Source organism: Marinobacter sp. OP 3.4, from assembly GCF_036224885.1.
Lineage (GTDB): Bacteria > Pseudomonadota > Gammaproteobacteria > Pseudomonadales > Oleiphilaceae > Marinobacter.
This window is the reverse complement of record NZ_JAVVLT010000048.1, coordinates 13,158-36,193: the sequence shown is the minus strand read 5'-3', so window position 1 is coordinate 36,193 and position 23,036 is coordinate 13,158. Positions and strand designations below refer to the sequence as shown.

21 protein-coding genes and 1 tRNA gene are annotated in these 23,036 nt (G+C 61.2%); 3 read left to right on the top strand and 19 right to left on the bottom strand.

The genetic code is table 11. The features are described from left to right. Positions 1 to 123: 123 nt before the first annotated feature. From RO069_RS08870 to RO069_RS08810, 13 genes are all read right to left on the bottom strand, one after another. A tRNA-Leu gene (locus RO069_RS08870) sits at positions 124 to 210 on the bottom strand. Between the two features lie 85 nt (positions 211 to 295). After that, on the bottom strand, positions 296 to 1,867 hold the full coding sequence (gene flgL / locus RO069_RS08865) for a flagellar hook-associated protein FlgL (RefSeq protein ID WP_328186819.1): 1,572 nt from the start codon (positions 1,865 to 1,867) through the stop codon (positions 296 to 298). Between the two features lie 20 nt (positions 1,868 to 1,887). Further along, positions 1,888 to 3,897, bottom strand: coding sequence for a flagellar hook-associated protein FlgK (gene flgK, locus RO069_RS08860; protein WP_328186818.1), 2,010 nt, complete (start codon positions 3,895 to 3,897; stop codon positions 1,888 to 1,890). A 5-nt stretch (positions 3,898 to 3,902) separates the two neighbouring features. After that, positions 3,903 to 4,940, bottom strand: a complete 1,038-nt coding sequence (gene flgJ / locus RO069_RS08855; protein WP_328186816.1) for a flagellar assembly peptidoglycan hydrolase FlgJ — start codon at positions 4,938 to 4,940, stop codon at positions 3,903 to 3,905. An 8-nt stretch (positions 4,941 to 4,948) separates the two neighbouring features. Further along, entirely contained in the window at positions 4,949 to 6,058 is a 1,110-nt protein-coding gene (locus RO069_RS08850) for a flagellar basal body P-ring protein FlgI (protein ID WP_442915354.1), read from the bottom strand. Further along, entirely contained in the window at positions 6,043 to 6,750 is a 708-nt protein-coding gene (gene flgH, locus RO069_RS08845) for a flagellar basal body L-ring protein FlgH (RefSeq protein WP_442915356.1), read from the bottom strand. Before flgH ends, RO069_RS08850 begins: the two co-directional genes overlap by 16 nt. 24 nt (positions 6,751 to 6,774) lie before the next feature. Continuing rightward, on the bottom strand, positions 6,775 to 7,563 hold the full coding sequence (gene flgG, locus RO069_RS08840; protein ID WP_328186812.1) for a flagellar basal-body rod protein FlgG: 789 nt from the start codon (positions 7,561 to 7,563) through the stop codon (positions 6,775 to 6,777). An 80-nt stretch (positions 7,564 to 7,643) separates the two neighbouring features. Continuing rightward, positions 7,644 to 8,396: a flagellar basal body rod protein FlgF gene (locus tag RO069_RS08835; RefSeq protein ID WP_328186810.1), complete on the bottom strand. Its 753-nt coding sequence runs from the start codon at positions 8,394 to 8,396 to the stop codon at positions 7,644 to 7,646. Positions 8,397 to 8,893: 497 nt separating this feature from the next. Continuing rightward, positions 8,894 to 10,822, bottom strand: coding sequence for a flagellar hook protein FlgE (locus tag RO069_RS08830; protein WP_328186808.1), 1,929 nt, complete (start codon positions 10,820 to 10,822; stop codon positions 8,894 to 8,896). Between the two features lie 12 nt (positions 10,823 to 10,834). Continuing rightward, the gene (locus RO069_RS08825; protein WP_328186807.1) at positions 10,835 to 11,515 is read right to left on the bottom strand and encodes a flagellar hook assembly protein FlgD; all 681 of its coding nucleotides are present in this window, start codon (positions 11,513 to 11,515) and stop codon (positions 10,835 to 10,837) included. 32 nt (positions 11,516 to 11,547) lie between these two features. Then, the gene (flgC, locus tag RO069_RS08820; protein ID WP_328186805.1) at positions 11,548 to 11,997 is read right to left on the bottom strand and encodes a flagellar basal body rod protein FlgC; all 450 of its coding nucleotides are present in this window, start codon (positions 11,995 to 11,997) and stop codon (positions 11,548 to 11,550) included. Between the two features lie 29 nt (positions 11,998 to 12,026). Further along, complete coding sequence (gene flgB / locus RO069_RS08815) at positions 12,027 to 12,425, bottom strand: flagellar basal body rod protein FlgB (RefSeq protein WP_328186803.1); 399 nt, start codon at positions 12,423 to 12,425, stop codon at positions 12,027 to 12,029. Between the two features lie 207 nt (positions 12,426 to 12,632). Further along, positions 12,633 to 13,187, bottom strand: coding sequence for a nitroreductase family protein (locus tag RO069_RS08810; protein ID WP_328186852.1), 555 nt, complete (start codon positions 13,185 to 13,187; stop codon positions 12,633 to 12,635). Between the two features lie 232 nt (positions 13,188 to 13,419). On the opposite strand from RO069_RS08810, the gene RO069_RS08805 reads away from it, so the two are divergent. Further along, entirely contained in the window at positions 13,420 to 14,850 is a 1,431-nt protein-coding gene (locus RO069_RS08805; RefSeq protein ID WP_328186801.1) for an adenylate/guanylate cyclase domain-containing protein, read from the top strand. 35 nt (positions 14,851 to 14,885) lie between these two features. Here RO069_RS08805 and queF read toward each other — a convergent pair whose 3' ends face one another. The 5 genes from queF to RO069_RS08780 all read right to left on the bottom strand — a co-directional run bounded on the left by queF (position 14,886) and on the right by RO069_RS08780 (position 19,412). Beyond that, on the bottom strand, positions 14,886 to 15,704 hold the full coding sequence (gene queF / locus RO069_RS08800) for an NADPH-dependent 7-cyano-7-deazaguanine reductase QueF (RefSeq protein WP_328186800.1): 819 nt from the start codon (positions 15,702 to 15,704) through the stop codon (positions 14,886 to 14,888). 9 nt (positions 15,705 to 15,713) lie between these two features. After that, positions 15,714 to 16,487 (bottom strand): ABC transporter permease, encoded by a 774-nt coding sequence (locus tag RO069_RS08795; protein WP_328186799.1) that lies wholly within the window; start codon positions 16,485 to 16,487, stop codon positions 15,714 to 15,716. Further along, positions 16,484 to 17,452 carry an ABC transporter ATP-binding protein gene (locus RO069_RS08790; RefSeq protein ID WP_328186798.1) on the bottom strand — a complete coding sequence of 323 codons (969 nt, stop codon included), beginning with the start codon at positions 17,450 to 17,452 and terminating at the stop codon, positions 16,484 to 16,486. Before RO069_RS08790 ends, RO069_RS08795 begins: the two co-directional genes overlap by 4 nt. A 136-nt stretch (positions 17,453 to 17,588) precedes the next feature. Next, positions 17,589 to 18,896, bottom strand: a complete 1,308-nt coding sequence (locus RO069_RS08785; protein WP_328186797.1) for an HD-GYP domain-containing protein — start codon at positions 18,894 to 18,896, stop codon at positions 17,589 to 17,591. Between the two features lie 243 nt (positions 18,897 to 19,139). Then, positions 19,140 to 19,412, bottom strand: a complete 273-nt coding sequence (locus tag RO069_RS08780; RefSeq protein WP_328186850.1) for a PilZ domain-containing protein — start codon at positions 19,410 to 19,412, stop codon at positions 19,140 to 19,142. A 208-nt stretch (positions 19,413 to 19,620) separates the two neighbouring features. On the opposite strand from RO069_RS08780, the gene RO069_RS08775 reads away from it, so the two are divergent. Together RO069_RS08775 and RO069_RS08770 are read left to right on the top strand one after the other, a co-directional pair. Beyond that, on the top strand, positions 19,621 to 20,637 hold the full coding sequence (locus RO069_RS08775; RefSeq protein ID WP_328186795.1) for a Fe(3+) ABC transporter substrate-binding protein: 1,017 nt from the start codon (positions 19,621 to 19,623) through the stop codon (positions 20,635 to 20,637). A 118-nt stretch (positions 20,638 to 20,755) separates the two neighbouring features. Further along, positions 20,756 to 22,450, top strand: a complete 1,695-nt coding sequence (locus tag RO069_RS08770; RefSeq protein WP_328186793.1) for an ABC transporter permease — start codon at positions 20,756 to 20,758, stop codon at positions 22,448 to 22,450. Between the two features lie 27 nt (positions 22,451 to 22,477). On the opposite strand, the gene RO069_RS08765 is transcribed toward RO069_RS08770, so the two are convergent. Continuing rightward, positions 22,478 to 22,948, bottom strand: a complete 471-nt coding sequence (locus tag RO069_RS08765) for a thioesterase domain-containing protein (RefSeq protein WP_328186792.1) — start codon at positions 22,946 to 22,948, stop codon at positions 22,478 to 22,480. Between the last annotated feature and the right edge of the window lie 88 nt (positions 22,949 to 23,036).

The following is a 23,036-nucleotide window of genomic DNA, read 5'->3' as shown; positions in this document are numbered from 1 at the left end:
TGCTCGGGTACAAGGGGCGTTAGGTCACCGCTGAACGGCGTGAGTCAGACCGCGCGAATTATACAGGCTGACCCGGAGAGGTCCAATTCGGCGGACCCGGTATAGGCTCTGTACCAGGGAAGGTGGTAGCGGCGGGCGGACTCGAACCGCCACGGGTTTTACCCCAACGGATTTTGAATCCGTCGTGTCTACCAATTTCACCACGCCGCCAAAAGAACGCCTCCCAAGGTCGGGAGGAGCCAGGGATTATAATGACAAGCCGCCTGAAAGCAACCGCCGCGGCGGCGGGTGCCCCTTACAGGCGGTCAAACAGCGATAGTTGCGAGGTCTGGGCAAAGGACTGCTGGGCCGCCTGTAGCACAAAACTCTGGAACGACAGATTGCTGATGGCCTCAGCGTAGTCCACGTCCTGCAGCTGGGAACGGATGTCCTTGGCGTATAAGGAGGCGTTTTCCAGGAACTCGCCGGTGGACTCGAGCTGATTCAGCCGGCCGCCGATCTCGGTCTGGGTGCGCAGGATGGTTTCCTGAGCGTTGTCGAGGTTGCCGAGGGAGTCAGCAATCAGTTGGTCATAGGTGGCCTGGGAGCTGATGAAGTTGGCCTGGTCGAGACGATCAGGGTCACCCACTGGCAAGCCAAACGTTGTCGGATCGATGTCATCAAAACGGGCGCCCGAAGTTTCCAGCGTACCGCCTGTCATCCCGGACGCATTGATACTGATCTGACTACCGGAAGAAATCAGCTTGAGTTCACCGCTTTCAACCCTCGCCTCGACGCCTGCCAGCGACTCATCATCGGAATTGTTGATCAGATCGGCAAGCTCGCCCAGTCCCTCGGTACCATTAAAGGTAAACGAGGCATCATTAATCTCCAGAACGTCCCCATTCGCCGGAGCGAACCCGGTTACGGCACCGGCCTCGGGTTGCTTCGGCAAGTTATCAAGACCATAGATCAGCTTCTCGATGGAGCTGAATACCGACTGCTTGTCGCTGGTCTTGACATAGAAGGTGTCAGTCTCACCCGGCGGGGGGGTCGCGCCGGTAATCTCGAACCGCATACCGGCAACTTCTATGCTTTCACCACTGACATAGGGCAAGGACGGATCCGCCGCATCGTCGGGCAAAACCGCGTCGCCAGACTCTCGTTCGGTAACTCGGTATGTGTTATCAGATGCTACAGTTACTACAAGGTCAGTCGGCGAGAGTTCGGACACCTTTTGCGGGTCTAGTACAGCTCCCGTGCTAATTCGTGCAGATGCACTGTTGTCCGGCCGGGATTCGGTAAAGAAGGTTGGCCCGGCACTGGGAATATTGACGAACAGCTCCTTGCCATGATCACTGATGGCCACGTTCACACCCTCGTCGATCTCCAGGTTACGCTGCCCCTCATCTCCCTGGTAGACCCACTTACCGTCGACGCTCTTGGCAAAGGCCGGAGATTCACCCTGGAAGCCGCTGAAGATGTAGGAACCGGAACTGTCCTGGGTATTTGCCTGGGCGGCCAGCTCTTCCAGGCGCTGCTCCAGTTCGGCGGAGAGGGACTGGCGATCCTGGGCCGACAGCGAGCCGTTACCGGCCTGGACGGTCAGCTCCCGCACCCGCTGGATGATATCGATCATGCTGCTCAGGGAGCTCTCTTCCTGCTGCAACCGGTTCTCCGCCAGGCCCACATTGCGCTGGTAGGTCTCGATGCGCCCCACTTCCTGGTCCAGCTTCAGGATACGAGCCGCCGCCACCGGGTCATCGGATGGATTGTTGACCCGCTTACCGGTGGAGATCTGCTCCTGGGTCTGGTTCAGGTTGACGTTCAGGTCCTGCAGGCGGTTGATGCCGCCGGAAAAGATTTGCTGTGAAGAAATTCTGATCATCTCAAATCACCTCAACCGGCCTATCGGAACGTGGTAAGCAGGGTGGTAAACAGTTCCTGGGCCACCCCCATCACCTTGGCGGACGCATTGTAGGCAGCCTGGTACTGGATCAGGCGCCCCGCCTCTTCGTCCAGGTTGACCCCGGACACGGATTCCCGCTGGTTGGTGGATTGCTCCAGCAGAGTCTTGCCGGATTCGCTGTCGAGTTGCGCCTGCCGGGTTTTCACACCTACCTGTTCCACCAGGCCGGCATAACCCTCGGTAAAGCTCTGGGAACCTTCATTCATGGTGTTCCTGGTGGCCAGCCCAGCCATGATCTCGGCGTTACGGTTGTCCGACGAGCCGTCGGTGTTATAGCCGATGGAGAAGCTGTCCCCGGCCTGGGGATTGCCGCTGATCTCGAACTGGAATCCCCGATAGTTCGGGTCTGAGGGATCCTCGGTAAACAGTTTGTTACTGACGCCGGGCTGATAGGTTCCGGTTTCTACCGGAGGGCCGCTAGGCCGAATCTCGTACTCAGTATCAGAGGTAAACTGGATTTCAAGAGGGGGATTTAACTGCCCCCTAGTGGAAAACTCCGACAGCGGCGCATTGGTATTCGGATTGCGGACATCGAACATGACGCCCTGGTTGATGGTGGCGTCGCCACTGTTACCACTGTCCGCCTCGGCACGCACCGGGCTGGCAAAGGCCAGGTCTTCCTCCCGCTCCACTTCCAGGGAGATGTTGGCGGCCTCCATACGGGTGGGCTGGATCAGGAACCGGTCGCCCTCGCTGAAGGTGCCCTCCTCCAACCGGACATTGAAACCGGGCATGTTGATTTCCGCAGGCAGGTCCGCTGGCAGTCGCCCCTGGTTGACGACCTTTCCGGTGTCCTCGTCCACCAGCTCATAGCTGCGACCGTCCTCGCTGGTGATATGGAGCGCCCAGGAGCCCGCTGGCAGGCGGGAGGTATCAGTAATGTCCACCGCCACCACACCATCCCCGGGCGGCGCGTTATTGCCGCTGGCCACGACCCGGGCCAACTGTTTTTCCCGGGAATTGATCTCGCTGAAGAACAGTCCGCCGAGGTCGCCCTCCAGATCCATACCGATCTGGTGCTGGTGGTTCATGGTGTCCTGCAGGGCAACGGCCACCCGGCCCAGCTCGTCAAACGCTGGCATCAGGGCTTCGCTCTCAAATCGCCGCAGCCCGCCCAGTTTGCCACCGGTAATCTGTTCGTCGATAACCTGGGTACGGTTGCCATCGGAGAGGGTGAACTCGAGCCGTGAGGGATCATCTGCATTGCGGCGAGTGCCCAACTGGACGGAATCCGAGCCCACCACCAGGGCCTGGCCATTGGCCAGAGAGACATTCACCTGACCAGCGCCGGAATCCGACACCCGCACATTGACGATCTCGGACAGTTTCCGGATCGCCTCGTCCCGCTGGTCGAGCAGGTCGTTGGGCGGATTACCCTGTGCCAGTCCCGGCGACTCCGAAATCGCCAGGTTCAGCTCGGCAATATTCTTGATCAGGGTGTTGGCATCCGCCACGTTCTCGGTCATCTGGGTCTTGACCAGCTCCCGCTGCTGGATAAATTCCTGCTGCAGGGCCTGGAAGCGGTTCACCACGCTCTGGGCCTCGCTGAGCACCAGCTGGCGCTGGGGCAACGAGCCCGGATCCTCCGCCGCGTTCTGCAGGGCCGCGAAGAAGTTGTTCAGGGATTGCGACAACCCCGTGTCCTCGCCGCCGAGCAGGTCGTCCAGGCGGGACATCTCACTGCGCAGGGTTTCCTGTTCGTTGTAGAGGGAGGTATCCGAGCGCACCTGGTCCACCAGGTACTGGTCCGCCAGCCGGCGGATATTGGCGATATCGACCCCCGTTCCCACATAGCCATTGGTGGTGTAGCGGCTGCTGCTGGATTCGAACTGGACTTCCTGGCGGCTGTAACCCGGCGTATTGGCGTTGGTGATATTGTTACCGGTGGTGTTGAGGGCGTTCTGGTGCCCCAGCACCCCACTCAGGCCAATGTTGATAAGACCTGCCATGGTGATTACTCCTCAGAAACCCGGGACAGGGTTTGGAAACGGTCCAGGGCGGCCTCGAACGGCTCCCCCTCCATGATGTTACGAATCTTGCGTCCGTAGGCCGGATCGGTGGCGTAACCGGCTTCCTGCAGTCGCTCGGCAAAGACCTCCGGCTGGTCGGCAACCTCCCACACATCCCGATAACGGGGATTGTCCTGCAGGAAGGTCACGTAATCCCGGAAGCTCTCCCGGTAGTCCGGATACCGGCGGAAATCCGCCCGCTCCTTCATGGCCACGCCCTCCCGGAATTCGGTGGTGGCGATGTTCACCGACTCACCCTGCCAGCGGTCGTCCGCCTTGATGCCGAACAGGTTGAAGCTGTGGCTGCCGTCATTGCCGCGAATCATATGCCGGCCCCAGCCGGTTTCCAGGGCGGCCTGGGCCACCATCAGGCGGGGATCAATGCCGGACTCCCTGGCCACATCCTTCGCCAGGGGCAGCAGGGTGCGAACGAAGTGTTCCGGGCTGTCGAACCGTTCCGGCATGGCAGCGGTGTCCTCCACCGGAGCCCTACTGTCGCTGCCCTCAGTCGGTGCCTTGGCATCACCGGATTCCCCGGACTCCGCAAGGGCCTTCACCTCGTCCACCCGCTCGGGCAGTTTCGGTGACAGCGGCGGAATGCTGCGGTCGTAATCCGCCAGGGTCCGGCGGGCGCCGACCTGGGCGTTACCCTCCTCGTCCATTCCGGGAATCTGGCGACTCAGTTGGCGCACCAGCGCCTCGCTCAGCCCCATTCCCTTGCCCCGACTCATGGAGAGGCTGAGCTGACTGTCAAACATATCCTGGTAGAAGGCGGACTCTTTGCTGTTCAGGTAGTTGCCTTCGGCCAGCACATCGTTCACGGAGCGCATGCTCTTGAGCATTTCGGACAGGAACAGGCTCTCGAACTGACGCGCCACCTCCTCAAGAGCCCCCCGGCGGTCGGTCTTCGCCTGGGTCTTGAGGGCGTTCAGGCCATCAAACTCGGTGTAGTACTGTGCCTGTTCCATTCCGGAGCTCTGCATGGCGTCACCTAGATAACAATCAGCTCGGCCCGGAGGGCGCCGGCCTGCTTGAGGGCTTCCAGTACCGCCATCACGTCACCGGGGGCGGCGCCCACCTGGTTCACCGCCTGCACGATCTCGTTGAGGGTGGTGGCGGGTCCGAACTGGAACATCCGCGCCGGGTCCTCGGTCACGGCAATCTGGGAGTTCTGGGTGACCACGGTTTCACCCTGGGCAAACGGATTGGGCTGGTCCACCTCCGGATTTTCCTGGATGGTCACGGTCAGGTTGCCGTGGGTGACCGCCGCCGGGCTGACTTGTACGTTCTGGCCCACCACAATGGTGCCGGTACGGCTGTTGATGACCACCTTGGCGGCCTCCTCCGCCGGATCCACCTCCATGTTCTCCAGGATCGACAGGAAGCTCACCCGCTGGGAGGGATCCCGCGGCGCCTTCACGGAAACGGACGTGGCATCATGGGCATAGGCCATGCCCTCACCCAACTGACTGTTGATGGTTTCGACTACCCGGCGGGCGGTGGTGAAATCGGCCCGCAGCAGGTTCAGGGTGATGGTATCGCCCTGGGTGAAGGGGCTGGTCACCTCACGCTCAATGGTGGCGCCATTGGGGATGCGGCCCACACTGGGCACGTTGACGGTGATACGGGAACCGTCCTGTCCCTGGGCGCCAAAACCGCCCACCACCAGGCTGCCCTGGGCCATGGCGTAGACCTGGTCGTCCACGCCTTTGAGCGGTGTCATCAGAAGTGTGCCGCCCCGCAGGCTCTCGGCATTAGCCAGTGAAGACACCGTGATATCCAGCTCCTGGCCGTTCTTGGCGAACGGTGGCAGGGTGGCGTGCACACTGACCGCAGCCACATTGTCGGCACTTGGGTTAACCCCCTCGGGAATGGTGATGCCGAAGCGGTTCATCATGTTGCGGTAGGTCTGGTCGGTGGCCGGGCTCGAATCACCGGTACCATCAAGGCCCACCACCAGGCCGTAGCCCACCAACTGATTGTCCCGAACACCCTGAACACGGGTCAGATCCTTCAGGCGGTCGGCCATCACCGGTCCGGCGGCCAGCAGCAGTCCCAGGTTAAATACAATCGCTCTGGTGAGAGTCACAGCGGCCACCATTCACTGTTGAAGAACCGGGTCAGCCATCCGGGCTGGTTAGCCTGGTCGAAGTCGCCGGTGCCACCATAGGCGAAACGGGCATCGGCGATACGCTGGGAAGACACGGTGTTGTCCGGGGAGATATCTTCCGGGCGAACCAGCCCGTTGAGGCGGATGTACTCATCGCCATTGGTCAGCGATATCCATTTCTCTCCCCGTATGTGCAGTACACCATTTGGCAGCACCTCCACCACGGTGACGGTAATGCTGCCGGCGAGACTGTTGCTCTGGTCCGCTTCCGCCTCGCCTTCAAAGTCCCGTTCCATGTTGGCACTGCCGCTCAGCTTGTCGAAGGTGCGGCCGAAGAAGCTCGGCGTCCCAAGCCCGATCTCGTTGTCCTTGGTGATGGTGCTCTCGGCGCTCTTGCTGGCGGTGGTGGACTCCTGCAGTGTCACGGTCAGTATGTCCCCCACATTCAGGGCGGTGCTGTCACCATAGAGACTGTAGTTCCGGGACTTGCGATAGATGCCTCCGGTGTGCTCGTCCTGCGCGGTCATCGAAGGCGCACGAACAGGCGCATAGGCCGGATCATTGGGTTTCGGACGCTCCCTCGTCATGGACTGGCAGCCCTGCAGCAGTGCCAGGCCGCACAACAGCGCCAGGGTGAATCCCCGGCGATGAAGGCTGGCAGGACGTGTGGAATTGGGGCGCATCATGGCAGTCACCTTGCTGACCGTTTAACCGAGGTTATTGGTAATGAACTGGAGCATCTGGTCGGACGCAGACACCACCTTGGAATTCATCTCGTAGGCGCGCTGGGTGGTGATCATGTTCACCATCTCCTCGACCACCTCGACGTTGGAGGCCTCTGTCATGCCCTGTTCGATGGTGCCGAACCCGGCGATACCGGCCTCACCTTCCTGGGGATCACCACTGGCGGCGGTTTCCCGGAACAGGTTGTTACCCATGGCCTGCAGCCCCTGGGGATTGATGAAGTCCACCAGCGGAATTTCGCCCAGGTTCACAGGATCGGCCTGGTTCTCAACCATCGCTGATACGGTGCCGTCCTTGCCGATTGTCACGCTGGTGGCGTTCTCGGGAATGTTGATGTTGGGCTCCACCAGATAACCATCAGGAGTCACCATGTCACCATCGGAGTTGAGCTGGAACTGACCATCCCGGGTATAGGCAACCTCGCCGTCAGGCATCTGGATCTGGAAGAAGCCACGGCCGTTGACAGCCAGATCCAGCGGCTGCTCGGTCACCTGCAGGTTGCCCTGGGTAAACTGCTTGGTGGTGCCTACTACCCGGACACCGGTACCCAGCTGCAGGCCGGACGGCAGTTCGGCATTCTGGGTGTTGAGACCACCCGGCTGACGTTCGATCTGATACAGCAGGTCCTGGAACACGGCCCGGTCCTTCTTGAAACCGGTGGTGTTCACGTTCGCCAGGTTGTTGGAGATGGTGGTCATCTTCGTGTCCTGGGCGCTGAGGCCGGTCTTACTGACCCAAAGTGCTGGATGCATGTCTAGACTCCTCTATGGCTGCCACCCGGCGGCGAGGTTTTGCCGCATTGCCGGTGGCCAGGCCGGTAATCGTGTCGTTATCAGAGGTTCTGCAACAGTCGTGCCGTTGCCTCTGCATTCGAATCCGCACGCTGCATAACCTTCACCTGCATTTCGAACTGCCGCGACAGTTCCAGGTTGGCAATCATTTCCTCGACGGCGTTGACGTTGGAACTCTCCAGGTAACCGGACACCACCCGCGCGTTCGCATCCGGGGGTTCGGGTCCGTCCAGCGCCTGGTCGGGCTTGCGACGGATGAAACCATCCTCCCCTTTCATGAGGGCGTCCTCGGGTGGACTGACCAGCTTCAGCCGATCCACTTCCACCAGTTGGTCCGCCGCGCCACCAACGGGCTTGATGGAGATGGTGCCGTCGGCGCCGATCAGCACACGCTCATAGGGTGGTAGCGCCACGGGGCCGCCATTACCGAGCACCGGTTCGCCGGAGGCAAGGCGAACGAGACCGTTCACGTCTACCTGGAGGCTGCCGGACCGGGTCAGTACTTCCTCGCCCTGCTGGTTCTGGACGGCAAGCCAGCCTTGGCCTTCCACGGCCACATCAAGGTTGCGGCCGGTCTGCTGCAATGCCCCCGGGGTAAAGTCGGTGCCGGGCCTCTCGGTCATGGCGTAGGCCCGTGTCGGAAAATGTTCGCCGAACACGGGCATGCTGCGGGCCTGGGCAAAGTCTTTCTTGAAGCCGGTGGTATTGACGTTGGCAAGGTTGTTGGCGTGTGCCTGCTGGGCCAGCATGTTCTGCTTGGCACCGGACATACCGATGTATAGGGACTTGTCCATGGGAAAACTCCTGCCGGATATCTGACGTTTTTACGTCGTTTCCCTGGGTCTTGCAGGAGTCGTGCCAGATGCTTCGTCTGACTTTTTGTCAGGCAGGCGTTCAGCTTTTGGAGCAGGAGCCGGGGTATGGGCGGTCTTTTTCTCCACCGCAATTCAGGGGCCATCCATGGCACCCGCCTTGCTCCGCGCCATCCCTGGCGCTGTTACGAAAAAGACCGCCCATACCCCGACTCTTCCAAATCCTGTGGTAACCGTAAAAGGGACGATCCCACTCAATTACCGCTTGAAATCATCAGTGGAGAAAGAACAGAGATTGGAAGGCCCGCACTGAGATCGTAAGGCTCCGGTGTATGACATGGGGGCTCTTTCGGAACAGCGCCAGGGATGGCGCGGAGCAAGGCCGGTACAGGACGTACCGTGAATTGCGGTGGAGAAAGAGCCCCCATGTCATACACCGGGGCCCTTCCCCCCCTAATTATCAGACCAAACGGTCATTACTAACGCAGGTTGATAATAGTCTGCGTCACCGCATCAGACGTTTCAATAGTCTTCGCATTGGCCTGGTAGTTCCGCTGGGCGATGATCAGGTTCACCAGTTCCTGGGACAGGTCCACGTTGGACTCTTCCACCGAACTGGCGGCAATCCCACCCAGGGTGCCGGTGCCCGGCTGGCCGAAGATCGGCTGACCGGACTCGAAGGTTTCCACCCAGTTGGTGTCACCCACCGGAGACAGGCCATCGGTGTTGGCAAAGCTCGCCAGCGCCACCTGCCCCAGGTTCTGGGACTGACCATTGGAATAGCGGGCGAAGATCACCCCTTCGTCGGACACATCCAGGCCGGAAAGCCTACCGGTGGTGTAACCATTCTGCTGCTGGTCAATCACCCCGAAAGACGAGCCGAACTGCGAAGTCTCGTTCATGTCGATCATGAAGTTGGACGACACGGGCGGATCGGCAATGGGCAGCTCGCCGCCGTCGGCAATCGGCAACGGTCCTTCGGCCCCATTCGGCTGCCCGGAATCGTCCTTGGGTGTCCAGTTGGAGATGAGAATCTGCCCATTCGGATCACCGTCAACCGAAGCCAGACTGCCATCGGTGTTGAATTCAAGCTCGTACCGGGCCCGGGTCGGATCGCCGGTAGTGAACGGGGGATCCCCCACATCCTCATCATCAATCTGCACATACATGGCCCAGACGCTGTCACCGCCGGTAACCGGCTCCTTCACGAAATACTGGGTCATGGTATGGGGGTTACCCAGACTGTCATAAATCGTCGAAGAGGTAGCGTGATTGTAGGTCCGCTGATCCTCGGGGTCGAAGGTATTGGTTCTGGTCACTGCGGGATTGTCGGACCCCAGGATTGGCGAGGTGCCCCCAGCATCTGAGGTAACCTCCAACCCTTGATCCATACTGATCTGCGTCAGGGACTCCTGTCCGTAAGCATCGTAGCCGCCGCCTACTGGGTTACCGGCGTCGTCCACTTCAACCACGTGAACTTCATTGCCCCGGCTATCAATCAGCCTCAGACCGGTCGCCCCCTCCCCGGTTGCGTTCAGGGTATTCAGAGGCGAATCGTTGACCGCATCCTGCAACCAGTCTCTTGCCTCGGCAGACGTGGTTATACCTTCACTGTTATCCGGAATGGAAAATACCTGGCCCATGATTTCGTAGTTGGTATCCGGCTGGATGGTACCGTCGTCGGGAATCGTCAGTTCGGTGCGGGCCGAAGCACTGATTCCATCCAGGTTGTTAAGATCTTCGGCAATTTTCTGGGCCCGGTCACCAGCATCGAACCCGATGGGAATACTGCGTCCGTCCGGATAGCTGAATGTCAGTTCCTCGGCGGCACTCAGGCCAGCGGGAGGGTTGTTGGGGTCGTCCGGCTCCGACCAGGGGGTGGAATAGGTCTGCCGGACCACCTCCAGTACGGATTCCCGCGAATCCAGGTTCAGTTCGGAATCAAACCGCGTGGTACGGCGGGGCTCCAGGTTACCGGCATCAATCTGCAGGTCCCCCCGCACGCCACTCAGGTTACCCTCGTTATCCGCCTGGTAGCCCTGTACTCGCATGGACTGGTTGTTGATCACGAACCCGTCCTTGTCGATGCTGAACTGGCCGGCCCGGGAGTACTCCACCTGGCCCTGGTTGCTCAGGATAAAGAAACCATCGCCATCGATAGCCATATCCAGGCCGTTCTGGGTGCCGCTGATGCTGCCCTGCCCGAAGCTCTGCTTGATATCCTGCACCTTCACACCACCGCCAACTGCCATGTTGCCGGAGCTGAGAAAACCGCTGGAATACAGATCGCCGAACTGGGCCTGGCTGCCCTTGAAGCCCACGGTGCTGGCATTGGCAATGTTGTTGCCGGTCACATCCAGATCAACCTGTGAGGCACGCAGCCCGCTGAGTCCGATATTAAATGCCATGGTTTACCTCACTCAGTTGATATGCTGTACGTCTGACAGCGGAATCGATCCCATGCCTGCCAGGTTCAGGGTAATATTGCCGCCCTGGCCCAGGGACACGCTGTCCACATTGGCACTCATCAGGGTCTGTAACTGTTCGGTACCGCTGGGGTAGCTGCCCTGGGCGGTAATGTAGTAGCGACCTGGTGGCATGGTATTGCCGTTGCCATCCTCACCATCCCAGCTGAACTTCTGCTGGCCGGCGGACGCCTCACCCAGGTCCAGTTGCCGCACCATTTCGCCCTGTTCGTTCTCGATGGTAATACGCAGGCCACCAGTGCTGGCCGGTACGTTCACGATGCCTTCCATCTGCCCGCTCTCATCCAGGGTGCCGAAATTGGTGGGCGCCATGACACTCTTGCCCACCATGGCGGACGCCTGCAGCGCCTGGGTGGAACGGAACTCACCCACCACACTGTCGACGGTGGAGCTGAGGTTCTGCATTTCCTCCAGCGAACTGAACTGGGCCAGGTCGGCGATGAACTCGCCATTGCCCTTGGGCTCCAGCGGATTCTGGTTTTTAAGCTGGGCAATCATCAGCTCCATGAACTCATTCTTGCCCAACTCCTCACTGCCGCTGGCGCCGCTGTCCTGCTTTGCCCGGTATTCCGCCAGTACGTCGGTGGTCGCGTTGGTGGTATTCACTATGCTCATTGGTCAAATCCCCGAACAAGAATAACTGGCGATTACTGCTGCCCCAGGGTCAGCACCCTCTGCATCATCGACTTGGCCGCATTCATCACGTCCACGTTCATCTGGAAGCTGCGGGAGGACGACATCATGTCCGCCATCTCCTCCACTACGTTAACGTTGGGGTAGAAGACGTAACCGTCCTCATTCGCCGCCGGGTGGTGGGGCTCGTAGCGCATCTGCAGTTCCTTCTCGCTCTCCACGATGCCCTGCACGGTGACACCGGCACCGGCCTCCTCGCCGAACGAGAAATGGCCACTGGCCCTGTCCGGATTGAGCATCTGTTGCTGCATGGCCGCGAACACCGGCTTGCGGGCCCGATAGGTCTGGTCGATGCTGGAACTGGCAGTCTCCGCATTGGCAATGTTGGACGCGGTGGTATTCAGCCGCAATTGCTGCGCGGTCATGCCGGAGCCGGCGATATCAAAAATGTTTCCCAGGGACATGGTTGTTCTCCTCTAGACCTTGTGCCGGCTTACTGACTCGTAATGGCCTTCTTCAGGCCTGAAAACTTGCTGTCCAGGAACTGGAAGCTGGCCTGGAAGTCCATGGCATTACGCATGTACCGGGTCTGCTCCTGCTGTGCATCCACGGTGTTGCCATCAATGGACGGCTGGTGGGGCATGCGGTAGAGCAACTCAGCAGACATGCCGGAACCGGACACATCCATATGGGACTCATGGGTACGGGTCATCGACACCCCCTGGCTGGTCTCGGTAGCCTGGTTCAGCATCGCCTGGAAATCCACGTCCCGGGCTTTGAACCCCGGGGTATCGGCGTTCGCCAGGTTATTCGCCAGCACTTCCGCGCGACGACTGCGGGCGGTCAGTGCCTGCTCGTGGATGCCCAGTGCCTTGTCGAAGGTAATTGCCATAATGCCTCCAGTAACTGCATCACCCTGCCGCTTTTGCCGGTCAGGGATCGTTTGCAGTGACTGTAGCAATCAGGATGCCAGAGTCTGAAAAAACTGTTATTTCTTTATTTTTCAGTTATATGGGGATTATGAAGGGGGCGGCAGCAACCACGGCGGAATGAGGGGCGGCAAGCCTTTTCCCCTAGTGTCCACAAAAGGCGGACCACGTCAGCCCGGCCAGTCAGAAACAAAGTCCGACAGCTCCGGCCGGGGGACCCTGGGCTTCGAGCCATCCACGGTGCCCGTGTAGATGAAACCGACGATGGATTCACCCTCCTTCAGGCCCAGCCCGTCCCGCACCACGGCACTCTCCGCCACCGCCCCGGTCCGCCACATGGCGCCGTATCCTTCCGCCTGCAGGGCCAGTACCAGGTAGGCGGCGCCCGCAGCGCAGGAGTATTCCTGCTCATGGGCGGGAACCTTTGGATGGCTTACCGGCGAGGCAATGGCCACCAGAACCATGGGCGCCCTCAGCGGTGACCGGCGCAGCTTCTCCCGCTGGGCCTCGCTGGCATCTTCCGGGGCGCTGGTTTCGAACAGCCGGCCAAGCGCCTTCAGGGCCTCCCCTTCCACCACCAGGTACCGCCAGGGCCGCAGCAGGGCGTGGTCCGGGGCCCGGGCGGCACAGGCCAGGGCCAGGTCCAGCACGTCCCGGGATGGCGCCGGGGCCTTGAGCCTGGGCTCGGAACTGCGATCAAGGATGGCCCGGGTAATGGTGTTCATGGTCAAGTGACATCTCCCCGTTCAGGTGTGAAGCCAGTGTGCCGTGCGGTGAATTCGCGCGCGTTGTCCGCCATGGTCTTTACTGTTAATCTGAAGCGCTGGATTCCATGGTTTCCTGCCAGGGAACCCGACCGCCGGAACGGCAGAATAACAAGGGAGTGAATGAGACGCACTCCCAATGCGGCGGCACACCCGGATTTCCGATCCTATCAGTTTTCCACAGGGATGGAGCATGTCAGGCTACGTGAGCACCCCGGATTCCACTCGCAAGTCCGCCCCGGAAAAGCCCTTCGAGGATACCCCTAGAGCCATCCCGCCGCTGCCGGATTTCAACGGACGAGTGCTGGGATCCGCGGCCTTCTGCGGCATCATCGTGGCCGGCGTGGTGGATGGTGTCTTCCACCAGAACATGCTCTGGCTGCTGGCCGGGGGCCTGCTGTGGCCCCACACTGTCCTGCTGCTGAGCCGCTATATCGGCGCCGGCCGGGAACCGCGCATCCGGCAGTACCTGGTGCTGGTGGAGTGCATTATCTCCGGCGCCGTGATCGGCCTGACCGGCCTGACTGTCGTGCCCTCCCTGGCCATGGGACTGATGCTGATGTTCACCTGCCTGATCGTCGGTGGCCTCTACCTCTGGTTCTACGGGTCACTGCTGCTGGGGGCGGCCGCCGGTCTAGTGGTCGGTCTGCTCGGGGTGACGGACGATTTCAGCACACCGCTGCTCACCAGCCTGGTGTCGCTGCTGGGCACCGGTACCTTTATCTGCGTGACCGCCTACTACACCCACCAGCAGGCCCGCATCCTCCTTGCCGCCAAGGCCCAGATCCAGAAGCAGCGGGAGCAGTCCATCGCCCTGTCCGACAAGCTCTCCAAGTACCTGTCGCCCCAGGTCTGGCAATCCATCTTTACCGGCGAACGGGACGTGCGGCTGGAAACCCGGCGCAAGAAGCTGAGCGTGTTCTTCTCCGACATCAAGGGCTTCACTGACCTGTCCGAGGAAATGGAGCCCGAAGCCCTCACCGAGCTGCTGAACAACTACTTCAACGAAATGTCGGAGGTGGCCCTGAAATATGGCGGCACCATCGACAAGTTCGTGGGTGACTCCATCATGATCTTCTTTGGCGACCCGTCCTCCCGGGGCCAGAAGGAGGACGCCCTCGCCTGCGTGTCCATGGCCGTGGATATGCGCAACCATATGAAGATCATGCGCCAGCGCTGGCGCAGCCAGGGCATCCGCACGCCCCTGGAAATCCGCATGGGGATCAGTTCCGGCTTTGTGACCGTCGGCAACTTCGGCGCCGAGAACCGCATGGACTACACCATTATCGGCAAGGAAGTGAACCTGGCCAGCCGTCTGGAACAACTGGCGGAGCCGGGCCAGATCCTGGTGTCCTACGAGACCTTCTCACTGATCAAGGAGCGGATCATGTGCCGGGACAAGGGTGAGATTACCGTGAAGGGGTTCGGGCGCCCGGTGGCCATCTACGAGGTGATCGACTTCCGCCGTGACCTGGGCCCGAACCGGAGCTTTGTGGAGCACGAGCACGCCGGCTTCGCCATGTACCTGGATTCCGGCAAGATCTGCGAACGGGACCGCAGGTCCATCCTCAGCGCCCTGGAAGAGGCGGCGGACCGGCTGCGGGAAGAGGAAGCCGACCAGTAGGCCGCACACCTCCCCTTCCCCAACCACCGGCGTGACTACTGCCGTACCAGCCTCAGCCGGGGCGCCTCACCCGGTCCCGTGCTCCGCCAGGGATTGATATCCAGCCCGCCACGGCGGGTGTAACGGGCACTGACCGTCAGGTGTTCGGGGCGGCAGGCCTGCATCAGGTCGGTGAACACCGTCTCCACGCAATGCTCGTGGAAGTCCTGCTTCTGGCGAAATCCCACCACATAGCGCAGTAACGCGGAACGGTCGATGGCCGGCCCGGTGTACTCAATGTGCAGCGTGCCCCAGTCCGGTTGTCCGGTGACCGGGCAGTTGCTCTTGAGCAGGTGTGAACACAGGCTTTCGGTGACCGTGTCACCGAAAGCCTTGAGCACGTCCGGGCAATAGTCGTAGGCCACCGAATCCACCGGCTCGTCGTCGATCAGGATGGCGCCATCCGGACGCCCCGCCGCCATCATGCCACGGTCGATACTGAACAGGGTGACCGTCACCTGGGCACCACAGGCGCTGGACAGGTCACGCTGGATGGTTTCCTGAACCTGATCGTGGGAGGAAAACACCGCCTGGTTCAGGGAGTTCAGGTACAGCTTCAGGGACTTGGATTCGATCAGGCTGGGGGATGCCGCCGGTAGCCGGAATTCGCCCCAGGCCACCTCCGGCACGCCGGAGGGGCGCAGCCAGGACAGTTCCCAGGCCTGCCACAGATCCTCACCGAACCAGGGCCAGCGACCATCCTCCAGGGCAATCCGGCGCCGATTGTCGTCCCGGGGCACCGGGAACAGCAGTTCCGGCGAGTAGTGTTCAGGGTAGTCGCTGGTCTTACCCAGCGGAGCATGGTCAAGTGCCATGGCCGTTCCTCAGTGACGAATGCCTTTGCCCCGCTGCAACATGCGCAGGGACACCACGGACAGGATAACGATAAACACCAGGATCATGCCCAGCGACAGGTAGGGATTCACATCGGATACCCCCAGGATGCCATACCGGAAGCCGTTCACCATATACAGGATCGGGTTGATCATGGACACACCCTGCCAGAACCCCGGCAGCAGGTCGATGGAATAGAACACCCCGCCCAGGTAGGTCAGCGGTGTCAGGATGAACGTGGGCACGATGGAAATATCATCAAACTTGGTAGCCATCATGGCATTGATGAAGCCGCCCAGGGAGAACAGCGCGGAGGTCAGGATCACCGTCAGCACCATCATCGGCAGGTGGTGAACCTGCAGCCGGGTGAAGGCCAGGGACAGCAGCGTCACAATCAGCCCCACCCCCAGGCCGCGGGCCATGCCGCCGGCCACGTAACCGGCCAGGATCACCCCGTTGGGTGTGGGTGACACCAGCAGTTCCTCGATGCTGTGCTGGAATTTCATGCTGAAGAAGGACGACACCACGTTGCCATAGGAGCTGGTGATCACCGCCATCATGATCAGCCCCGGCACAATGAACGCCATGTAGTCGAAGCCGCCCATGGTGCCGATCCGCGAACCGATCAGGTTGCCGAAGATCACGAAGTACAGGGTCATGGTGACCGCCGGCGGCAGCAGCGTCTGGGGCCAGATCCGGGTAAAGCGGCGGATCTCCCGGGTCACGATGGTAACGAAGGCGGTCAGGATGGCGGCCGGATTCACTCGATCACCTCCACCTGACGGGCGTTTTCTTCCACCATGTGCAGGAACAGCTCCTCCAGGCGGTTGGATTTGGTCCTCATGCTCAGCACCCGGATCCCCAGCCGGTCAAGCTGGGCAAAGACACCGTTGAGGCCCTGGCTCTTGGCCACTTCCACCTCCAGTGCCCCCTCGCCGTCCAGGCGGGTGGTGAAGCCGTCCAGCTCCGGTGCCTGGGTCAGCGCCTGCTCCGTGTCCAGCACGAAGGTCTCCACATGGAGCTGGGCCAGCAGGTCCTTCTTGCTGGTGTGCCGGAGAATCTCGCCATGGTCGATGATGGCGATATTGCGGCACAGGGCCTCCGCCTCTTCCAGGTAGTGGGTGGTGAGGATGATGGTGGTACCGTTGCGGTTCATTTCCTCGAGGAAGGTCCACATGGAGCGGCGCAGCTCGATATCCACACCTGCGGTGGGCTCGTCCAGGATCAGCAGGCGCGGCTCGTGTACCAGGGCACGGGCAATCATCAGCCGGCGCTTCATGCCGCCGGAGAGCTGGCGCGCCGGGGCATCACGCTTGTCCCACAGCCCCAGCTTCCTCAGGTAGTGCTCCGCCGACCCCCGGGCCTTTCGCAGCGGAATGCCATAGTACCCGGCCTGGGTCGTGACAATATCGAACACCTTCTCGAACTGGTTGAAGTTGAACTCCTGGGGCACCACGCCCAGGTTGAGCTTGGCCGCCGCCAGGTCGGTATCAATATCGTGGCCGAACACCCTAACGGTGCCGGAAGACTTGTTCACCAGCGAACAGACAATGCCCAGGGTGGTGGACTTGCCTGCACCGTTGGGCCCCAGCAGGGCAAAGAAGTCCCCTTCACGCACGTGCAGGTCGATGCCCTTGAGGGCCTCGAAACCACTGCCATAGCGTTTCCTGAGCCCTTCGATTTCCAGGGCCAGCACGGGAGCATCGGACTGGGACGGTTGGCTGGTCATAATGGCTTCCAGAAAGGGAATATCAATCGAGAAAGCGCTATATGTTGAGCCACCCTATGAAAATTTCAAGGGCACGCCTGCCAGGACGGCAGACATCTGAAAGGCGATAACAGACGGGAAAGGATGCGGGTGCCGTTCAGGCACCCACCAGCCGACGCAGGTTCCAGCGGGATTCGGCGCCGGTTACATCGTACCGTGACGGATCCAGGCCATCGGTATCATTGGGCAGGCAACCCTCCACCCGGAGTGAGTCGCTCACCGACCGGCCTTCATTGCAGGTCGCCAGGTTAACCATCCGGGCGGCCTTGAGGGGCTGCTGGTTGACGTCGGTCATCAGCATGACCTTCGGCATCAGCCGGCGCTTGGGCGAGTGGGATACCACCACCCCACGCTGGCCATTGGTGAGCTGCACCAGGGTGCCGATAGGGTAGATACCCACCGACTGGATGAACTGCTCCACCAGGTCTTCCTGGAACTCCACGTTACGCAGCTCGAAAAGCTGGCTGACCGCCTGGGCCGGGGACAGGGGCTGGTAGCCTTCCCGGGGCGCGATCAGCGATTCGTAGTAATCCACCAGGCCGGCGATCTTGGCCAGCAGCGGAATACGGTCACCACGGACCCCGGCGGGAAAACCGGAACCGTTGTGCCGCTCACGATGCCCCCGGACCACGGCGACAACCCCGCGGGAGACACCCGCCTCCTCCAGCCGCCGGACACCCCGGCCCACATAGGTGCGAAACTGTTCAAACTGCCCGGCATCAAGCTGGTACTCGTTGAAGACCACTTCCCGGGGCAATTCCGCCTTGCCGATATGGGCCAACAGGCAGCCCGTGGCCAGGGTATTCAGTAACGGCTCATCCAGACCAAGATGCCGCCCCAGCACCAGGGCCCAGACCGCAGTCTTCAGGGAGTGCTGATAGGTGTAATCGTCCTGCTGGCGAACCCGGGCCAGCCACAGCAGCGCGTCCGGGTTACGGATGATGCTGGATGTCATGCGGCGGGCCACCTTCGCCACCGGTCGCAGGTCGGGAACCATGTCGTTTCGCAGGCTGCCAGCCACCTTGCGGATGGCGTCCTCGGCGGAGCGCAGCAGCGGACCGCTGGCCCGGAGTTCACGCTTCAGCGAGCGCTTGGTCTGGTGCCTTTCGGGGTTCTTCACCTGGATCGGTGGCAGCTTGATCAGATCCTGGGGCTTGATCTTACGGCTGGCACGACGGGCAAAACTGGGGGCACCAGCTTCATCGTACTCCAGGCTATCGCGCCCCTCGGCCACGTCAATCATCACCCAGCGGCAGTGGGAGATCAGGGCACGGATATCGTCCTGCGAGCGGATGTGGAAGCCCTGGATGGGAAAGGGAGTGCGATGCCACGGCTTATCAAGGTCCGACACGAACATGCCGACCTCAAGGTCCTGCGTATAGACCTTTTTCTGGGATACTCCCACCTTCCACCTCTGTCCTGGACGATCTCTGACAACTTCCATTGTCGCCACCTCCCTGTCTTTAATCCATTACAAATGGATGCTGAAGAGTAACCAATTGCCACACACTGTTACGTATATTGTCGTTCCGCAACATAACGTAATACTGTGACACAATTCACAAACTGTCCAGCAACTTGTCAGGTTTGCAGAAAAATGCGAAGGAAGGGGTAGAAAGAATACCTAAGAAGCCATCAGGCAGGTGGGTCAGTCTCCAGCGAACTGGAGACCGAATCCGTCATTACTCTTGCGTACCACGACCATGGTCAGTTCCGGGGCGGGAACCGGCAGGCCCTGGACCTGCACGGTCACCACATCCCCGGTCTCGGGCGTGAAACCGCTGTCCTCGATCACCACGAAAATACCACCGTCGGAAATATCCCGGGTGGAGAACACCCCTTCCCCCAGGACGTCGTGGGTCACTTTCACCTTGGCGTTCAGGGCTGTTCGGATGTGTTCGCGTCGGTCACTCTGCTTCATCGTGGTCATGGTCGCTGCTTGATTCCGGTCAGTGAGGCGTCATGTATCCTGCCTCATAGTGTGCAGGCTAAGATGAAAATATCTCAAAAGACAGGGCATTGTGCCCGGAAATTTGAAGTACGACGCTTCATTTTTACAGTCGTTGACATATTACCGCCCGCAAACGAAACTACGTTCAATTCTCATTCTTGTTGCGAGGACACCCCCAATGAAAACAAAGCTTGCCGCCCTGACCACCGCCTGCCTGGTCACCCTGGCCCCCCTTCCCGCCGCCGCCAGTGGCGAAGTCAACATCTATTCCTACCGCCAGGAGTTTCTGTTGAAGCCGCTACTGGATGCCTTTACCGAGGAAACCGGCATCGAGACCAACGTCGTCTTCGCCAAGAAGGGCCTGGCGGAACGCCTGGAAAGGGAGGGCCGCAACAGCCCGGCGGACGTGGTGATGACGGTGGACATCTCCCGCATCTCCGAACTGGTGGAGCGGGACCTGACCGCGCCGGTGGACAACGACACCCTGGAGCAGAACATTCCGGAGAACCTGCGCCACCCGGAAGGCAAATGGTTTGCCCTGACCACCCGGGGCCGGATGATCTTCACCTCCCTGGATCGGGTGGAAGAAGGTGAAATCACCACCTACGAAGAGCTGGCCGATCCCAAGTGGGAAGACCGTATCTGTACCCGCAGCGGCAAGCATCCCTACAACATCGCGCTGTTCTCCTCGATGATCGCCCACCATGGCGAGGAACAGGCCGAGGAGTGGCTGCAGGGCCTGAAGGACAACCTGGCCCGCAAACCCCAGGGGGGCGACCGTGACCAGATCCGCGCCGTCACCGAGGGTGTCTGCGACGTGGCCGTGGGCAACAGCTATTACTACGGCGTGATGCTGCAGGATGAGGAACAGCGCCCGATTGCCGAGCAGGTGCGTATCGTGTTCCCCAACGCGGAAGACCGCGGCACCCACGTCAATATCAGTGGTATTGCATTGACCCAAAGCGCGCCCAATCGCGACAACGCCATCAAGCTGATGGAGTTCCTGTCCGGCGACGAGGCCCAGCAGATCTACGCCGAGGCCAATTCCGAGTTCCCGGCCAACCCGGAGGTACCGGCCACCGGTATCGTGGCGGAATGGGGCGAGCTGAACGCAGACACCCTGTCCCTGCAGACCATTGCCGAGAACGCCGACAAGGCCGTGCGCATGGTGGATCGGGTCGACTACGACAACTGATCGTCTTGCCTGAAACCGATTCCGGAGCCCTGCAACGGGCTCCGGAGTAACAGGATGCGTTGAAGCGAGATCGGCGGATGGCTACACTTCTGCCTTTTTTCAACCGGACCGGAATACCATGAACCAGGCGGACGCTGTCGAGCACCCGGTCACCCCATCACCGCTGACACCCCGCCGCACCTCCAGCCGGTGGCTGATTTCCGCCATCCTGATCACCGCCATCGTCGCCCTGCCGGTCTTCTCCGTGGCCTGGCTGGCGCTGTTCCCGGACGAGAACATCTGGCCCCACCTGATCAGCACCACCCTGCCCCGCTACATCAGCACCACCCTGATCCTGATGGCCGGCGTGTCCGCCCTCACCCTGGCCATCGGCCTGGCCACCGCCTGGGCGGTCACCATGTGCGAGTTTCCCGGGCGCCGGGTGTTCGAATGGGCCCTGCTGCTGCCCTTTGCGGTGCCTGCCTATGTCATTGCCTACGTCTATACCGATCTCCTCCAGTACGCCGGGCCGCTCCAGGGCGCCCTGCGGGACTGGTTCGGCTGGCAGAGCGCCCGGGACTACTGGTTTCCGGAGATTCGCAGCCTGTGGGGCGCCACCCTGATGCTGGGCCTGGTGCTCTACCCCTATGTGTACCTGCTGGCCCGGGCGGCGTTCCTGGAGCAGTCGCCGTCGCTGTTCTCGGTCAGCCGCAGCCTCGGTCATTCGGCAATCAGCACCTTTTTCCGGGTGGTTCTGCCCATCGCCCGTCCCGCCATCGCCGTGGGCCTCTCCCTGGTACTGATGGAAACCCTCAATGATTTCGGCACGGTGGATTTCTTCGCGGTGCAGACGCTGACCGCCGGCCTGTTCGATACCTGGATGAACCTGGGCAACCTGGGCGGCGCGGCGCAGATTGCCATGATCATGCTCACCTTCGTGGTGATCCTGGTGACCCTGGAACGCTACTCCCGCCGCCGCCAGAAACAGTACGCCGCCCGGGACAACCGCGCCCCGATCCACCGCTTCGTCCTGAGCCGCCCGCGCCAGTGGGTCTGTGTGATCACCTGTGCCACCCCCATCCTGCTGGGGTTTGCCATACCGGCCCTTGTCCTGGCTCGCTACGCGGTGATCTACTTCGACCAGAGCTGGACCACGGACTTTCTGGAGAACGCCTTCAACAGCCTGTTCCTGTCCACGGCCGCCGCCGTCGCCACCCTGGTAATCGGTCTCATACTGGCCTACAGCCGAAGGCTGCACGACAGCCGCCCCATGCAGATCATGATGCGCCTCTCCAGCCTGGGTTACGCCATGCCCGGAGCGGTACTGGCGGTGGGCGTGATCGTGCCCATGGCGGCCTTCGACAACCAGGTGGATGCCTGGATGCGGGAGTGGTTCGGTGTGAGTACCGGGCTGCTGCTCAGTGGTACCGCCTTCGCCCTGGTGTTCGCCTATACCGTGCGGTTCCTGGCGGTTTCCGCCGGCAGCCTGGAAAGCGGTCTGCAGAAGATCACCCCGAGCATGGACATGGCTGCCCGCTCACTGGGCAAGTCCACCACCGCCACCCTGCTGCGGGTTCACCTGCCCATGTTGCGGGGCACTATGCTGACGGCGGCGCTGGTGGTGTTCGTGGATTGCATGAAGGAGCTGCCCGCCACACTGATCCTGCGGCCGTTCAACTTCGACACCCTGGCCACCCATGTCTACCAGTACGCCTCGGATGAACTGCTGGGCATCAGCGCCCTGCCGGCGCTGATCATCGTGCTGGCCGGCATCGTGCCCATCATCCTGATGAGCCGGTCCATCGGCTCGGCCCAGGCCTACAATCCCCAGTAATCGAAAGCTGAAATAAAGAAAGATGTCCTAGGATGTCGCCAGCACCACGAACCGCCCCTCAAAGAAGGCAGCCGCCGGCTGCTCCGGCGCCAGTGCCGGCTCACCGCTGTAGAGCCCTGATTTCAGCGACACCCTGGCCCGGCCGCGGCGACGCAACATGGTCAGGAAGCGGTCCCACTCCGTGGGCTCCGGCAGCTGGCACAGGGCAAAGAAGTCCGCATCCACCGGCTGACCGTAATCCATGCTGCCACTCTGGATAACCACCGTGCCGTCGATGCCAGCATCCTTCACCGCAAGTTCGATCAGCCCCCAGGCCGCCAACACGGCAACGGAATAGATGGAGCCGCCAAAGCCCGTGCCCTGGTGATTGCTGTTGGGGGCCAGCGGCGCCCGGACCTGCAGTTGCCGACCGTCATAGTGCAACAACTCGGCCCCCATGGCCCGGGTCAGTGGAATAACGTCATGGATGCGTTGCTGAAAGTCGTCCAGTCGGCTCATGAAAGGGTCCCGCACAAACAGAAAACCGGCCAGTAAAGGCCGGTTCCGGAAGGTTTACCCAAGCAGGCCGCCGGCAATACCGGCGGCC

What these genes read in the sequence shown, in the direction of transcription:
- flgL (WP_328186819.1), bottom strand. Translation starts at nt 1,867, where the DNA reads ATGATCAGAATTTCTTCACAGCAAATCTTTTCCGGCGGCATCAACCGC.
- flgK (WP_328186818.1), bottom strand. Translation starts at nt 3,897, where the DNA reads ATGGCAGGTCTTATCAACATTGGCCTGAGTGGGGTGCTGGGGCACCAG.
- flgJ (WP_328186816.1), bottom strand. Translation starts at nt 4,940, where the DNA reads ATGCAGAGCTCCGGAATGGAACAGGCACAGTACTACACCGAGTTTGAT.
- RO069_RS08850 (WP_442915354.1), bottom strand. Translation starts at nt 6,058, where the DNA reads ATGGTGGCCGCTGTGACTCTCACCAGAGCGATTGTATTTAACCTGGGA.
- flgH (WP_442915356.1), bottom strand. Translation starts at nt 6,750, where the DNA reads ATGCGCCCCAATTCCACACGTCCTGCCAGCCTTCATCGCCGGGGATTC.
- flgG (WP_328186812.1), bottom strand. Translation starts at nt 7,563, where the DNA reads ATGCATCCAGCACTTTGGGTCAGTAAGACCGGCCTCAGCGCCCAGGAC.
- RO069_RS08835 (WP_328186810.1), bottom strand. Translation starts at nt 8,396, where the DNA reads ATGGACAAGTCCCTATACATCGGTATGTCCGGTGCCAAGCAGAACATG.
- RO069_RS08830 (WP_328186808.1), bottom strand. Translation starts at nt 10,822, where the DNA reads ATGGCATTTAATATCGGACTCAGCGGGCTGCGTGCCTCACAGGTTGAT.
- RO069_RS08825 (WP_328186807.1), bottom strand. Translation starts at nt 11,515, where the DNA reads ATGAGCATAGTGAATACCACCAACGCGACCACCGACGTACTGGCGGAA.
- flgC (WP_328186805.1), bottom strand. Translation starts at nt 11,997, where the DNA reads ATGTCCCTGGGAAACATTTTTGATATCGCCGGCTCCGGCATGACCGCG.
- flgB (WP_328186803.1), bottom strand. Translation starts at nt 12,425, where the DNA reads ATGGCAATTACCTTCGACAAGGCACTGGGCATCCACGAGCAGGCACTG.
- RO069_RS08810 (WP_328186852.1), bottom strand. Translation starts at nt 13,187, where the DNA reads ATGAACACCATTACCCGGGCCATCCTTGATCGCAGTTCCGAGCCCAGG.
- RO069_RS08805 (WP_328186801.1), top strand. Translation starts at nt 13,420, where the DNA reads ATGTCAGGCTACGTGAGCACCCCGGATTCCACTCGCAAGTCCGCCCCG.
- queF (WP_328186800.1), bottom strand. Translation starts at nt 15,704, where the DNA reads ATGGCACTTGACCATGCTCCGCTGGGTAAGACCAGCGACTACCCTGAA.
- RO069_RS08790 (WP_328186798.1), bottom strand. Translation starts at nt 17,452, where the DNA reads ATGACCAGCCAACCGTCCCAGTCCGATGCTCCCGTGCTGGCCCTGGAA.
- RO069_RS08780 (WP_328186850.1), bottom strand. Translation starts at nt 19,412, where the DNA reads ATGAAGCAGAGTGACCGACGCGAACACATCCGAACAGCCCTGAACGCC.
- RO069_RS08775 (WP_328186795.1), top strand. Translation starts at nt 19,621, where the DNA reads ATGAAAACAAAGCTTGCCGCCCTGACCACCGCCTGCCTGGTCACCCTG.
- RO069_RS08770 (WP_328186793.1), top strand. Translation starts at nt 20,756, where the DNA reads ATGAACCAGGCGGACGCTGTCGAGCACCCGGTCACCCCATCACCGCTG.
- RO069_RS08765 (WP_328186792.1), bottom strand. Translation starts at nt 22,948, where the DNA reads ATGAGCCGACTGGACGACTTTCAGCAACGCATCCATGACGTTATTCCA.